This window comes from Pontibacter russatus (assembly GCF_009931655.1).
GTDB lineage: Bacteria > Bacteroidota > Bacteroidia > Cytophagales > Hymenobacteraceae > Pontibacter > Pontibacter russatus.
Genome location: NZ_CP047984.1, coordinates 3252636 through 3266293, shown reverse-complemented (window position 1 = coordinate 3266293; position 13658 = coordinate 3252636). Strand labels below are relative to the sequence as shown.

Sequence of the window (13658 nt, the reverse complement as noted above, 5' to 3'; positions counted from 1 at the left end):
TTAGATTGTTGCGTTCTTGTCAACGATTACGCCCGGGCTCATCGTGCTTGACATGGTAATGCTCCTGATGTAGGTACCCTTTGCGGAAGCGGGCTTCAGGCGGTTCAGCGTCTGGATTACCTCGGCTGCGTTCGCGGCCAGCTGGTCGGCAGAGAAAGAAGACTTGCCTACGCTGGTATGGATGATGCCGAATTTGTCAACTTTGAAGTCGATTTTACCGGCCTTTACTTCTTTTACAGCTTTGGCTATATCCTGTGTCACCGTCCCTGACTTCGGGTTCGGCATCAGGTTGCGTGGCCCCAGGATTCTACCCAAACGGCCTACTTTGGCCATTACGGCAGGCATGGTGATGATCACGTCCACGTCTGTCCAGCCCTTCTCGATTTTCTGTATATAATCGTCCAGGCCTACGAAGTCTGCGCCAGCGTCCTTGGCTTCCTGCTCTTTGTCAGGCGTAACGAGGGCAAGCACCTTTACATCCTTGCCGGTACCGTGTGGCAGCGTCACGATGCCACGCACCATCTGGTCAGCTTTGCGCGGGTCAACGCCCAGGCGCACGTCTATGTCAACCGATGCGTCAAATTTGGTGTAGGTGATGTCTTTTACTACTGAAGCGGCATCCGTTAAAGAATACTCTTTCGTCAGGTCAGCTTTTTCTAAAGCAGCTTTCCTCTTTTTTGAAATCTTCGCCATTTGTCCTTTAACTTATTATTCGTTCCATGGAGCGTTGCCGGAAACTGTGATGCCCATGCTTCTCGCGGTGCCGGCTACCTGTTTCATAGCGGCCTCCACTCTGAAAGCGTTCAGGTCGGGCATTTTTGTCTCTGCAATTTCCCTGATCTGGTCCCATGTTACAGATCCTACTTTGTTTCTGTTCGGCTCTTTTGAACCGCCCTTCAGTTTAGCAGCATCTAACAACAATACCGGAGCAGGTGGCGTCTTGATAACGAAGTCAAAAGACTTGTCTGCATAGATTGTGATTAACACTGGTAACACCTGTCCGGGCTTATCCTGGGTTCTTGCGTTAAACTGCTTGCAAAACTCCATGATGTTAAGTCCTTTAGAACCAAGTGCAGGTCCAATCGGTGGCGATGGGTTCGCGGCACCTCCCTTTACCTGAAGTTTCAGGTAACCTTTTATTTCCTTTGCCATTATATAATTTTACTACGATTCTTTCTCTACCTGCATGTAGTTCAGTTCTACCGGCGTGTTTCTGCCAAAGATCTTCACCATCACGTTGAGCTTCTTGCGCTCTTCAAACACTTCTTCCACTGTTCCGGAAAAGCCGCTGAACGGCCCGTCCATCACTTTGATTGTCTCGCCGACTACAAACGGCGTATCCAGCACCTCTGCCTGCTCCTCTGCCTCGTCTACGGTGCCCAGTATCCTGTTCACCTCCGACTGACGCAACGGAACGGCTTTCTTTGTTGCCGAACCATCATTCGCCCCCAGGAAACCGATGACGCCCGGCGTGCTAATGATGATGTGCTCAGCCTCGCCATGCGACAAATCAGCATGAATCAGCACATAGCCCGGAAAGAAGCTGCGCTCCCTGATTCGTTTCTTGCCGCCGCGCATCTCATATACCTTCTCAGCAGGGATCAGCACCTGCGGCACGTACTCCTCAAGGCCCTGCCGCATAATCTCATTCTCCAGGTAAGCCTTGGCTTTTTTCTCCTGGCCACTCACTGCGCGCACTACATACCATTTTAAATCAGCCATATATCTAATCTAAAACTGGTTGTAAAACCACGTCAGGCCCGTGTCAAAAACAAAGTCCATGGCACCAACCACGAGCGCGAATATCAAAGACCCTATAAGAACCAGCACAGAGCTGCGCTGCAGTTCCGAATAGGTGGGCCAGGAGACTTTGTCTCGCATCTCCACAACTGTCTCGTTTATATAGGTTGTTACTTTGCTCATCGCTTCGCTTTACTGAGGGTGAAAAAATTGCACGGGTGGAGAGACTCGAACTCCCAGCCAATGGTTTTGGAGACCACTACTCTACCAATTGAGCTACACCCGTAAAAAAATGCACGCCACTTTTTTCAAATGGAGTGCAAATTTATTCAAATTAATGATGATATCAAACCCATTCCCGAAAAAGTTTCCGAGGATGGGTTTGATTCATAGATTATTAGTCAAGGATTTCAGTTACCTGGCCGGCACCTACCGTTCTACCACCCTCACGGATAGCGAAGCGCAGACCTTTCTCCATGGCCACTTTGTTGATCAGCTTCACGGTGATGGTGATGTTATCACCTGGCATCACCATCTCTACGCCTTCTGGCAGGTGAATCTCACCGGTAACGTCTGTTGTTCGCAGGTAGAACTGCGGACGGTACTTGTTGAAGAATGGCGTGTGACGGCCACCTTCTTCTTTCGAAAGCACGTAAACCTCAGCCTTGAACTCCTGGTGCGGTTTCACTGAACCTGGCTTGCAGATAACCATACCACGGCGGATATCAGTTTTCTCAATACCACGCAGCAGCAGACCTACGTTGTCACCAGCCTCGCCTCTGTCCAGGATTTTGCGGAACATTTCCACACCCGTCACAGTAGACTTCAGGTTCTCAGCGCCCATACCCAGGATGTCAACCGGCTCACCAGAGTTGATTACACCACGCTCGATACGGCCTGTAGCCACAGTACCACGACCCGTGATAGAGAACACGTCCTCTACGGGCATCAGGAACGGAAGGTCAACCAGACGCTCAGGAAGCGGAATCCAGGAGTCAACGGCAGCCATCAGCTCCTCGATTGTCTTCACCCACTTCTCGTCGCCGTTCAGGCCACCGAGGGCAGAACCCTGGATTACCGGAATGTTGTCGCCATCGAACTCATAGAAAGAAAGCAGTTCGCGGATTTCCATCTCCACAAGCTCAAGAAGCTCAGGGTCATCCACCATGTCCACTTTGTTCATGAACACCACCAGCTGCGGAACACCTACCTGACGGGCAAGCAGGATGTGCTCGCGTGTTTGTGGCATCGGGCCATCCGTAGCGGCAACCACCAGGATAGCGCCGTCCATCTGGGCAGCACCCGTCACCATGTTCTTCACATAGTCAGCGTGACCCGGGCAGTCAACGTGTGCGTAGTGACGGTTTTCTGTGGCGTATTCTACGTGTGATGTATTGATAGTAATACCTCTTTCCTTTTCTTCAGGAGCGTTGTCAATTGAAGAGAAGTCACGAAGCTTAGCAAGACCTTTTTTAGCCAGCACAGTCGTGATAGCAGCAGTCAGAGTAGTTTTGCCGTGGTCAACGTGACCAATAGTACCGATATTTACGTGCGGTTTGGAACGGTCAAATGTTTCTTTAGCCATTGTATGATATTAAATTAAGGTTAAAACGTTTAAGTTTATGTCGCGCTTTTTAATTACACGTAACGGACTTTGAGCCAACGATGGGAATTGAACCCACGACCTCTTCCTTACCAAGGAAGCACTCTACCCCTGAGCTACGTCGGCTTCTAAGTTCATATAGGTTACAACCCCATTTACAGTAAAAAGGAAGCTCATCTGCATGAATTTCCTTCTCCAGTTAATCCGTAAAATAACAAGTCGCAATCTTTCACTTAACTGAGCGGGAGACGAGGGTCGAACTCGCGGCCTATAGCTTGGAAGGCTATCGCTCTACCAACTGAGCTACTCCCGCTTATTAATAATTCTGAATAACTGAATGTGTGAATGAGTGAATAGAAAAACAAGAATATTATTCAGTCATTCTGTTGTTCAATCATTCAAAATTAATCCGTGGGGAGAGCAGGATTCGAACCTGCGAAAGCTTACGCTAACGGAGTTACAGTCCGTTCCATTTGGCCGCTCTGGAATCTCCCCATTTTTACCAATCTAAAATAAATCAGTAAAACCTTCCTTATATCAGCCTGGCCCTGGAGCCCCGCTTGTTCTAAAGAGATGCAAAATTAAGTCCTTTTTCTTTACAGTCAAATATTCCTGAAGAAAAATGCGAAATATTTTCGGGACTTTACCCGCCATATAGCTGCAGCAGGCGCTCGTCCTTCTCATTCTGTCGGATTTCCTGCAACAGGGTTTTCACCTCCGGCTTCTCCGACATCACCATAAGTGCCTGATACGCTGCGGCCCGTATATAATACTGGCTGTTGTTGCGGGCAAGGTCTCCGAGCAGCGCAATGGCCTCGGGTGTGTTCGTCTGGCTGTTGCTGGCCAGGTAAGCCCCGAAACTCTGCAGCAGGTAATATAACTGGCCGCCGCTGGCCTCCTCAATCTGGCGCATAAACCAGTCGTATTTCTCCGGGCCGCCCTGCACGGCATAGTAGGTGGCCAGCGCCAGCACCACCTCCTCGTTTGTCTCCTTCTCAAACTGCGCGAGCTTTTGCTTGGTGTCGGCGGCCCCGGTACCGGCGTAGGCCAGTATGCCAGCAGCGGCGGTTTGGTAAGAACTGTCGCGCATGGCCTGTTCAAACAGAGGCCTGTACTTCTCCCCGCCCCAGTTTGCGAGTGCCAGAATGGCGTCTGCCCGCACGGCGCCTCTTTCATCCTGCTGCCCCATCTGGCGGATTACGGGCTCCACGGCAGCTATCTGTCCTTCCTTCAGTTTGCTCAGGCTGTTGACGGCGGCGCTCCTGACACGCCAGTAATCATCCTTCAGCGCCGCCTGGTACATCTGCAGCACAGCCGGGTCCTGCAATTTATCGTCCAGGGTGGCCAGGGCCTCCAGTTTCGGCGCCAGTTGGTCCACATTCTGAAACTGGAAAACCAGCTCCTGTTCCGTTCTCTGATGGTCTACCACACCCAGCAGTTGCTGCTCCGCGTCGAACAGCACCAGTTGCGGCTCCGTAGGCACCTTAAATGTGAACGTCTCTTCCGCCTCGTCTATGGTGATGGGATATATGGTTTTCTTTCCTCCGGCCCATACCGCAATCTCCAGCGGCAGCCTGTATACCGGCGCGTAGGCTGTGTCCTGCGTCTGCGCCACGCGCAGCGTCAACTGGCCGTTCTGATAACTGTCCTCTACCTTAAGCTCCGGGTGACCGGCGTTCATAAACCACTGGTCGAAGAACCACATCAGGTCCATGCCCGTCACGTCCTCGAAGGCCATGCGCAGTTCCGCCACTTCCACGTCTGAGAACTTGTTGCGGGTGAGATATAAATTCAGGGAAGCCCACCACGCTTCGTCGCCCACCAGGTTGCGCAGCATGTGCAGGATGCGGCCTCCCTTGGCGTAGGAGTGGCTGTCGAACATATCCTCACGGTTGTTGTAATGGTAGCGGATGAGCGGCACGCGCTTGGTCTCCGCCTCGTCCAGGTACTGCCCCATCTCGTCCATCTGCAGGTAGGCGGCCTCGTCGGCCCCGTACTTGTGCTCGGCCCACAGGTATTCCGAGTAATTTGCAAAGGCTTCATTCAATGGCAGGTTCGCCCACGACTCCAGGGTCACGTAATCGCCAAACCACTGGTGAAACAGCTCGTGGGCGATAATGCCGTCCCAGTTCTTGTCCAGCAGTTCGCGCTCGTTCAGTTGCAGGTCTTCCATAAACACCGAGGCCGTCGTGTTCTCCATCGCCCCGGACACAAAGTCGCGCACCACCACCTGCGCGTACTTCACCCAGGGATATGCCACCCCGAGTTTGGTGGAGAAGAACTCCATCATCTCGGGCGTGTTGCCGAATATTTTCTGTGCCGTGCCCTTGAAAGCGGGCTCCACATAATAATCCACCGGCTTGCCGCGCCATTCATCCTCCACTATGGCAAAATCCCCAATCGCCATCATGGCCAGGTAAGGGGCGTGCGGCAGCGCCTGCTTCCAATAGTCGGTTTTGGTGCCGTCGGCGTTCTGGCGGGAGTACATAAACTCGCCGTTAGAGAGTGTGACGTACTCCGGATCTACGGTTATATATATATCCTGCGTCATGCGCTCGTTTGGCGCGTCAATGGTCGGGAACCAGGCGGAACTGGCCTCTGTTTCGCCCTGCGTCCATATCTGCGTCGGCTTCCGGGGCTCCTCCCCCAGTGGGTTTATGAAATACAGGCCCTTGTCAGAGGTGATGGCCTCGCTGCCGCCAGCGGGCAGTTCGTTGGGTTTGGCGGTATAATTTATCTCCACCACGTACTCCTCGGAGCGGGTATATTCCTTGTTCAGGTTGATGCTGAGTTTCTGGCCGTCGTAGCTGTACTTGAGGGGTGTGCCGTCGGAGCCTTTCAGCAGGCTCACGCTGTGTATGTCCATGCCCTTGGCATCCAGCACCAGCGTGTCCTGTGGGTAAAAGTAAGGCTTCAGGCGGAGTTCGGCGGTGCCGTTCAGGTACTGCTTCTGCCAGTCGAAGCTGACGCGCAGCGTAGTGTGCAGCAGGTCGTGTTTTTTGGTGCGGGAAGGGTTAAAGGCGTATTTCTCAGGAGCCCACACGGGCACGGAGTCGGCGGGCGCGGCAGCGGGCACCATAGCGGCAGCCGGTTCTGTGCTTGTTTCCGGGGCAACTTTGCTGGCACTGCAGCCGCCTGTAAAAGCCATGGCGGCAGCCAGGCCTGCAATGCTCAAAAACCTATGATTCATGGTAGAATGTTTTAATTTTGAGGTGAAGTTCTAAAATTACTCTGAGAAATCAACTAACTTTAAGGTCAAAACCACGCAGATAAAGATGCTCCAGGTAAAAACCGCTAACGACAAAACATGGCAGGTTGATATTCAGAAAGGTGAAATACTCGTTAACGAAAATCCTTTCCACTGGGACATCTCCCCTGTCGGCCCCCGCACCTATCACATCATAAAAGACGCCCGCTCCTATACGGCGGAAGTGGTGCAGGCGAACTACGAAGAGAAGACATTTACCTTCAAGATAAACGGCAGGCAGCAGACCGTGCGCGTGAAGGATCGCTTCGACCTGCTGCTCGACAAACTGGGGATGAGCAACGCCAACGCCCACAAAGTGAACGACGTAAAGGCACCCATGCCGGGGCTGATACTGGAGATAAAGGTGAGGCCGGGGCAGGAAGTGAAAAAAGGCGACCCGATCATGATACTGGAGGCGATGAAGATGGAGAACATCCTCAAGTCGCCGGGCGGCGGCGTGGTGCGGGAGGTAAAGGTGCAGGAAAAACAGAACGTGGAGAAGAACCAGGTGCTTCTCCTGTTTTAAAGGGCCCTGGGCCAAAGCGAGCGAGCGGCTGCCACGGCGGTCGCTTTGTTGTGTCAGCGAAAAATTATAACCATTACAGATATATACCGTGAAGTACAAACGAATTTTGCTAAAGCTCAGTGGCGAGGCGCTCATGGGCGACCAACAGTACGGGATTGACTCGAACAGGCTGCTGCAGTATGCGCAGGAGATAAAGGAAGTTTCCAGGCTTGGAGTGGAAGTGGCTGTGGTCATCGGCGGCGGCAACATCTTCAGAGGGGTGCAGGCCGAGCAGGTGGGCCTGGACAGGGTGCAGGGCGACTATATGGGCATGCTGGCCACGGTAATCAACAGCATGGCGCTGCAAAGCGCGCTTGAGAAGCTGGGCGTGTACACCCGCCTGCTGTCCGGCATTAACATACAGCAGGTGTGCGAGCCCTATATACGCCGCCGCGCGGTGCGCCACCTCGAGAAGGGCCGCGTGGTTATTTTCGGGGCGGGCACCGGCAACCCCTACTTCACGACAGACTCTGCGGCCGCCCTGCGGGCCATCGAGATTGAGGCGGACGTGGTGCTGAAAGGCACGCGCGTGGACGGCATATACTCGGCCGACCCCGAAAAAGACCCGGATGCGGTCTTATACAAGAACATCTCGTTTAAGGACGTTTTCGAGAAGGGCCTGAACGTGATGGACATGACGGCTTTTACGCTCTGCAAGGAAAACAACCTGCCGATTATCGTGTTCGACATGAACACGGGCGGCAACCTGAAACGCCTGGTGGATGGGGAGGAAGTAGGCACGCTGGTAACCATGAATGACATTGCCGAGGTGATGGAGGCCAGCATAAGCAAGCTGCAGGAAACGGAGGCGAAGCAGCATCCCGACAAAAAGTAATTTTTTGTATTTTTGCCCCAAGATATTTCAGAACTACCTAAAGTTAATTAGATATGACGGAAGAAATCCAGTTTTACCTCAGCGAGGCGCAGGAGTCGATGGAAAAGGCTGTGCAGCACACCGGCGCTGAGTTAACGAAGATTCGCGCAGGCAAGGCCTCTCCTGCCATGGTCGAGCATCTGCGCGTTGATTACTATGGCGCCCCGACGCCGCTCTCGCAGGTGGCCAACGTGGCCACACCCGATGCGCGCACCCTGCTGATAAAACCCTGGGAGAAGAACATGCTCGGCGAGATTAACAAAGCCATCAAGAACAGCGACCTGGGCCTGAACCCGCAGCAGGAGGCGGACGCCATCCGGCTGAACATCCCGGCCCTGACAGAAGAGCGCCGCCGCGACCTGGTGAAGCAGGTAAAGACCGAAACCGAGAACGGCAAAATCAGCATCCGCAACATCCGGAAGGACGTGAACGACGCCCTGCGCAAGCTGCAGAAAGAAGGCGCTGCGGAAGACGACGTGCGCGACGCCGAGGCAAAGGTGCAGAAACTGACCGACTCTTATATTGTAAAAGTAGACGAGCTGCTGTCGAAGAAGGAAGCGGAGATTATGACCATCTAAGGCCAGGCTTATATATATATAAAGAGGAGGCCCTGCGGAACTCAATCCGCAGGGCCTCCTCTTTATATATGGCTACATGGTATGTGTTACAGTATTGTTTGTAATCTTCCTTCCTATAAAGCAACGGGCTCAAAAGAGGTGAAAGCGGCTTCCGGCACTTCCTCCAGCACTTTTATATCTGTTATTTTGGACTGCCCGCGGTCGCCGGAGAGCTTGATGCTGCCATAGGTCTGGTAATCCTGCCACGGCATCACGAAAGCGGGCTCCGGGTCGCTGGCGTTTCTGAAGTGCGCCCACTGCGACACCAGCTTCGTCTCCTTGTCTACCCACACCTTATACTTGTTTTGGGGCGTCACGCCCACTCCCTCAAAGGTAAGCTGCAGCACGTCGGCCGGCTGGCCCGCCTGTGTGGTGTCCTCGCCGAGGTATTTGAGGGTAACACCGGAGTCCTTCAGCTTGAAAGGCATCACCAGCCAGTAGGAGTCGTTTATCCAGGCTTCCTTGCCCTGCTGCAGGTATTTCGCCACCGAGTCGGGCTGCGTCAGTTCAGCGCCGTCCATGAAAACTTTGCCTTCGCCGGTGTTTATATTTACCAGCACTTTTCTGTCATCCTTCAGATAATCTACCCGCACGTTGCCGGTGGCCTTGTCCCAGAGCAGTTTCCGGTTACCGAAGAAGTTCCAGGTGATATAGCGGGTGTCATTCCAGTTTTCGCGCCCGCCCTGCGCCGCCATCACCGAGTCGGCTAGTTGGATGGCCTTCGGATCAGAGCCAGCCAGGTTAAAGCCCTCCATGGGCGGGTTCTCCTCCCCGCCAGGCTGGCACATCTGGAAGAGCAGCAGCAGCGAGGCGGCTATAACGGCAGACTTCAGAAAAGCGTATAAGTGTCTCATAAAATCAGGATTAGATACCTCAATTTCTATATAAAACAGCAACCAACCTAATTATTTTTTCATAGCGCCAGCCTATATAGCTCCCCCATATATAAAAGAGGCAGCTGCCCTTGCAACTGCCTCTTTTATATATGTTTTGTGTAGGCTTTTCTCCGGAGCTTCCCGCTACTGGTACAGCTTGTGAACCTTTATATACTCCGCAACCGCGTCCGGCACTATATACTGGATACTCTTCTCCTCTTTGATGCACTTGCGGATGAAGGTGGCGGAGATATCCAGCACAGGGGCTTTCACAAAGCGCATGTTCGGCATTACGGGCAGCTCGGTGGTGATGGAGCCGGACCGGGGGTACACATATACCCGGTGGTACTCCAGGATGCGGTCTGCGTTCTTCCACTTCGGGAACAGCGGCAGGTTGTCCTCGCCCATAATCAGCACGAACTCGTAGCTTGGGTACCTCTCCTGCAGGTAGGTGAGCGTGTCGATGGTATAGCTGGGGCGGGGCATGCTGAACTCAATGTTCGATACCCTGAGCCTGGGGTTATCGCCTATCGCCAGCGACACCATGTGCAGCCGGTCGAACTCATGCAGCAGCGTGTTGCTGGGCTTAAACGGATTCTGCGGCGACACCACCAGCCACACCGCGTCCAGATCGGTGTTGGTGGCCATGAAGTTCGCCACGATCAGGTGCCCGATGTGGATGGGGTTGAAGGAGCCGAACAGCAGCCCTACCTTCATACAATCGCAGGCTCTGACTTCAGGAACTCCTGCACCAGTTTCTCGGCCTCGGCGCAGGCCCTGTCCAGGTCGTCGTTCACAATCACCTTGTCGAACTGGTCCTCGAAGCCCAGCTCGAACTTGGCCTTGAAAACCCGGCTGCTGATGCTGGAGGCCGAGTCGGTGTTGCGGGCGGTCAGGCGCTTGGCCAGCTCGTCAATAGAGGGCGGCTTCACGAAAACGGCCAGCGCGCGCTCTTTGTAGAAATGCTTGATGCTCAGCCCGCCCTTCACGTCCACATCCAGGATCACGTGCTTGCCGCTTTCCCAGATGCGCTCTATCTCCGACTTCAGCGTGCCGTAAAAGGCGCCTTCGTACACCTCCTCCCACTCCACAAACTCATCGTTGGCAATGCGCTTCTTAAATTCCTCGGGCGTGATGAAGTAGTAGTCCTTGCCGTTTTCCTCTGTGCGCCCGCGCTTGTCGCGGGTGCAGGCCGATATGGAGAAGCTCAGTTGCGGGTTGGTGCGGAGCAGGTGCCTTACAATAGTGGTTTTGCCGGCACCGGACGGCGCCGAGAAGATGATGATCTTGCCTTGCATTCGGGGGCTATAGTGTTTCTTGGATTTTCGCTTTGATGAGGTGCGCCAGGCTGTTCGGCACGATCACGCGCTTGAGGTGGCCGCTCACGAGGCCTTTGAGGAGTTTTTGCTTCTGATGGGTTTCGAAGCAGGGGACGCACTCTTCGATGTGGCGGTTAAAATACTGCTGATCTTCGGGGGAGGCCTCCCCGTCAATCATGAGGTCCAGCAGCAAAGACACTTTCTCACACTCCGTCTCTTTGCCCTCGGCCGGTGCGTTCTGGTAAACTTCTGTAAATTTCGATTCCATCTTCACTCAAACTCTTTAAATGCTCTAACTATTATAACCCATGGTCTTGGCGTATTTCTCCAATTTTTCCTTCAAAGAGTTCCGGGCGCGGTGCAATCGTGAGCGGACAGTCCCGATGGGGATGTCCAGTATCTTGGCCATTTCCTCGTAGGTGAAGCCCTCCAGGTCGCAAAGGATGATCACTGTTCTGAAATCCACGGGCAGGGCGTTCAGCGCGCTCGCCACCTCGTCGCCGATCAGGTCTTGCACGCTTTCGGTGCGCATGTCGGTGGTGGTGGCCACACCGCTCTCGCCCTCCACGTCTTCCGAGTTGTAGTAGCCCTCCACCTCGCTGTAGTCAACTTTGGCGGGCTGCTTGCTCTTCTTCCGGAACTCGTTAATGAAGGAGTTCTTCAGGATTCGGAACAGCCATGCTTTTGCATTAGTTCCTTGCTCGAAATAGTCGAAAAACCGGTAGGCCTTCAGATAGGTCTCCTGCACCAGATCGTTGGCGTCGTCTTCGTCTAAGGTGAGCCGGTAGGCAAAGTTGTACAGGGGGTCGAGCACAGGCAGCAGTTCGGCCTCAAACCGCGCGTCCTTCTCCTCCTTACTCAGTTGTTTACCCGTTTGCTCGCTCATCTGCGTGGAATTTGTACTTAAATATAAATCCGCTGTCGCGTAGTATACGCAAATATATAAATTTTAATTACATACCCCGCTTACCGCCGCAGGGTTGCAGTGCGGGCGCTTAGCTGCCCGGTGGCCCCTGGGACCTGCTGATCCGGCCAAAGGCGCTGCGTGGGGCACCTTATATATCCGGTTCGGACAGTGCTTACTTTTATAACGCCTTGCCCTGCCCTTAGTTGCCTCTTTACCCCCGCACAGCGCCCGCTGGGCGGCCGCGGCGGGCAGGGAAACATGACCCGCAGGCAAAAATATTTGTCGGAACAAACTTTTTCGCCTGCCGCCGTTTACGTAATATGCAGCCCGACAGGTTCCCACTGTCGTTGCCCCCGCCAGATATAATGGATATGCCTGATTTCATTTTAGAACATTTTTCCATAATTTCGCTTCTGGTAAGAGACACAACACAGGACATTAAAAAAAATAAACATGTCAGAAAATGCTGAAATTATTTTAGAGGGCAACTCCTATAAAATGCCAGTAGTAGTGGGTGCCGAGGATGAGAAATCCATTGACATTTCATCTTTGCGCGCGCAGTCTGGTTATATCACCCTGGACGCAGGCTATAAAAACACCGGAGCCACCACCAGCGCCATCACATTTCTGGACGGTGAGCAAGGCGTGCTGCGCTACAGAGGATACCCCATAGAGCAACTGGCCGAGAAGTCGAGCTTTATTGAGGTGGCTTACCTGCTCATCTACGGTGCGCTGCCCACGGCAACGGAACTCAACGATTTCAGCGACAGGATCAAGCGCCATACCCTGGTGAACGAGGACATGCGCAAGATCCTGGACGGCTTCCCCTACACGGCGCACCCGATGGGCATCCTCTCTGCGTTGGTCAGCTCTCTTACTGCCTTTTACCCCGAGTCGCTTAAGTCGAACCAATCGCCCGAGGAGATGGACCTCTCCATCATCCGCCTGATGGCGAAGATATCAACCATCGCCGCCTGGTCTTACAAAAACTCTATCGGGCACCCGGTGATATACCCCAAAAACAAGCTGGACTACTGCTCTAACTTCCTGCACATGATGTTTGCCTACCCAACGGAGGACTATGAGGTTGACCCGGTGGTGGTAGACGCCCTGAACAAGCTGCTTATCCTGCACGCCGACCACGAGCAGAACTGCTCTACCTCCACCGTGCGCCTGGTGGGCTCTGCCCATGCCAGCCTCTATTCCTCGGTTTCTGCCGGTATCAGCGCGCTCTGGGGCCCGCTGCACGGCGGTGCCAACCAGGCCGTGATCGAGATGCTGGAAGCCATCAAAGCAGACGGCGGCGACTCGAAGAAGTTTATCGAGAAGGCAAAAGACAAAAACGACCCGTTCCGTCTGATGGGCTTCGGGCACCGGGTTTACAAGAACTTCGACCCGCGCGCCAAAATCATCAAGAAATCAGCGGATGAGGTGCTGAACGCCCTCGGCGTACAGGATCAGATCCTCGACATCGCCAAGGAGTTGGAGGCAGCCGCCCTGAACGACCCATACTTCGTGGAGCGCAAACTGTACCCGAACGTGGACTTCTACTCCGGCATCATCTACCGCGCCATCGGCATCCCGACCAATATGTTCACGGTGATGTTTGCCCTGGGCCGCCTGCCGGGCTGGATAGCCCAATGGAAAGAGATGCGCGAGAACAAGGAACCGATTGGCCGCCCGCGCCAGGTATATATAGGAGAGACGGAGCGCGATTACGTTCCGATGGAGAAGCGATAAATTCAGCGGCCATATATGAACCTATATAAAAGAAGGTGCTTTCAGGAAGATGTGGAAGCACCTTCTTTTATATAGGGCTCTGCCTTTCAGCAGCCATCTACAGCCTACCCATATATACTTCCGTTTTATATTCCGTTGCCGCCCCTCTTTATATATGATTTATACGGCAGG

The 13658-nt window shown here is 53.6% G+C and carries 15 protein-coding genes and 4 tRNA genes; 4 read left to right on the top strand and 15 right to left on the bottom strand.

The features are described from left to right. From rplA to GSQ62_RS13420, 10 genes are all read right to left on the bottom strand, one after another. Positions 1 to 693, bottom strand: a complete 693-nt coding sequence (gene rplA / locus GSQ62_RS13465; protein ID WP_161889982.1) for a 50S ribosomal protein L1 — start codon at positions 691 to 693, stop codon at positions 1 to 3. Between the two features lie 15 nt (positions 694 to 708). Continuing rightward, positions 709 to 1152, bottom strand: coding sequence for a 50S ribosomal protein L11 (gene rplK / locus GSQ62_RS13460; RefSeq protein WP_161889981.1), 444 nt, complete (start codon positions 1150 to 1152; stop codon positions 709 to 711). Between the two features lie 12 nt (positions 1153 to 1164). After that, positions 1165 to 1722: a transcription termination/antitermination protein NusG gene (gene nusG, locus GSQ62_RS13455; RefSeq protein ID WP_161889980.1), complete on the bottom strand. Its 558-nt coding sequence runs from the start codon at positions 1720 to 1722 to the stop codon at positions 1165 to 1167. 9 nt (positions 1723 to 1731) lie between these two features. Continuing rightward, positions 1732 to 1923 (bottom strand): preprotein translocase subunit SecE, encoded by a 192-nt coding sequence (gene secE, locus GSQ62_RS13450; RefSeq protein WP_161889979.1) that lies wholly within the window; start codon positions 1921 to 1923, stop codon positions 1732 to 1734. Positions 1924 to 1953: 30 nt separating this feature from the next. After that, positions 1954 to 2026 (bottom strand) — tRNA-Trp (locus tag GSQ62_RS13445). 111 nt (positions 2027 to 2137) lie between these two features. Further along, positions 2138 to 3325 carry an elongation factor Tu gene (gene tuf / locus GSQ62_RS13440; RefSeq protein ID WP_161889978.1) on the bottom strand — a complete coding sequence of 396 codons (1188 nt, stop codon included), beginning with the start codon at positions 3323 to 3325 and terminating at the stop codon, positions 2138 to 2140. Positions 3326 to 3397: 72 nt separating this feature from the next. Next, positions 3398 to 3469: transfer RNA gene (locus GSQ62_RS13435), tRNA-Thr, on the bottom strand. Between the two features lie 114 nt (positions 3470 to 3583). Next, positions 3584 to 3656, bottom strand: a tRNA-Gly gene (locus GSQ62_RS13430). Between the two features lie 99 nt (positions 3657 to 3755). After that, a tRNA-Tyr gene (locus GSQ62_RS13425) sits at positions 3756 to 3838 on the bottom strand. Positions 3839 to 3986: 148 nt separating this feature from the next. Then, entirely contained in the window at positions 3987 to 6533 is a 2547-nt protein-coding gene (locus tag GSQ62_RS13420) for a M1 family aminopeptidase (RefSeq protein WP_161889977.1), read from the bottom strand. 85 nt (positions 6534 to 6618) lie between these two features. Between GSQ62_RS13420 and GSQ62_RS13415 the strand changes: the two genes are divergently transcribed. The 3 genes from GSQ62_RS13415 to frr all read left to right on the top strand — a co-directional run bounded on the left by GSQ62_RS13415 (position 6619) and on the right by frr (position 8607). Beyond that, on the top strand, positions 6619 to 7116 hold the full coding sequence (locus GSQ62_RS13415) for an acetyl-CoA carboxylase biotin carboxyl carrier protein subunit (RefSeq protein ID WP_161889976.1): 498 nt from the start codon (positions 6619 to 6621) through the stop codon (positions 7114 to 7116). A gap of 88 nt (positions 7117 to 7204) precedes the next feature. Next, positions 7205 to 7990, top strand: a complete 786-nt coding sequence (gene pyrH, locus GSQ62_RS13410; RefSeq protein WP_161889975.1) for a UMP kinase — start codon at positions 7205 to 7207, stop codon at positions 7988 to 7990. A gap of 53 nt (positions 7991 to 8043) precedes the next feature. Continuing rightward, positions 8044 to 8607 carry a ribosome recycling factor gene (frr, locus tag GSQ62_RS13405; protein WP_161889974.1) on the top strand — a complete coding sequence of 188 codons (564 nt, stop codon included), beginning with the start codon at positions 8044 to 8046 and terminating at the stop codon, positions 8605 to 8607. 113 nt (positions 8608 to 8720) lie between these two features. On the opposite strand, the gene GSQ62_RS13400 is transcribed toward frr, so the two are convergent. The 5 genes from GSQ62_RS13400 to GSQ62_RS13380 form a co-directional block, all read right to left on the bottom strand. Next, positions 8721 to 9500: a hypothetical protein gene (locus GSQ62_RS13400; RefSeq protein WP_202621786.1), complete on the bottom strand. Its 780-nt coding sequence runs from the start codon at positions 9498 to 9500 to the stop codon at positions 8721 to 8723. Between the two features lie 165 nt (positions 9501 to 9665). After that, entirely contained in the window at positions 9666 to 10238 is a 573-nt protein-coding gene (gene nadD / locus GSQ62_RS13395) for a nicotinate (nicotinamide) nucleotide adenylyltransferase (protein ID WP_161889973.1), read from the bottom strand. Further along, positions 10235 to 10819, bottom strand: coding sequence for a guanylate kinase (gmk, locus tag GSQ62_RS13390; protein ID WP_161889972.1), 585 nt, complete (start codon positions 10817 to 10819; stop codon positions 10235 to 10237). Before gmk ends, nadD begins: the two co-directional genes overlap by 4 nt. A gap of 7 nt (positions 10820 to 10826) precedes the next feature. Then, complete coding sequence (locus GSQ62_RS13385) at positions 10827 to 11108, bottom strand: anti-sigma factor family protein (protein WP_161889971.1); 282 nt, start codon at positions 11106 to 11108, stop codon at positions 10827 to 10829. Positions 11109 to 11132: 24 nt separating this feature from the next. Further along, a complete protein-coding gene (locus GSQ62_RS13380; protein WP_161889970.1) occupies positions 11133 to 11726 on the bottom strand; it encodes a sigma-70 family RNA polymerase sigma factor in 594 nt (197 codons plus the stop codon). Positions 11727 to 12200: 474 nt separating this feature from the next. Here GSQ62_RS13380 and GSQ62_RS13375 point away from each other — a divergent pair, with 474 nt between their 5' ends. Continuing rightward, positions 12201 to 13487: a citrate synthase gene (locus GSQ62_RS13375; protein ID WP_161889969.1), complete on the top strand. Its 1287-nt coding sequence runs from the start codon at positions 12201 to 12203 to the stop codon at positions 13485 to 13487. Positions 13488 to 13658 lie beyond the last annotated feature (171 nt).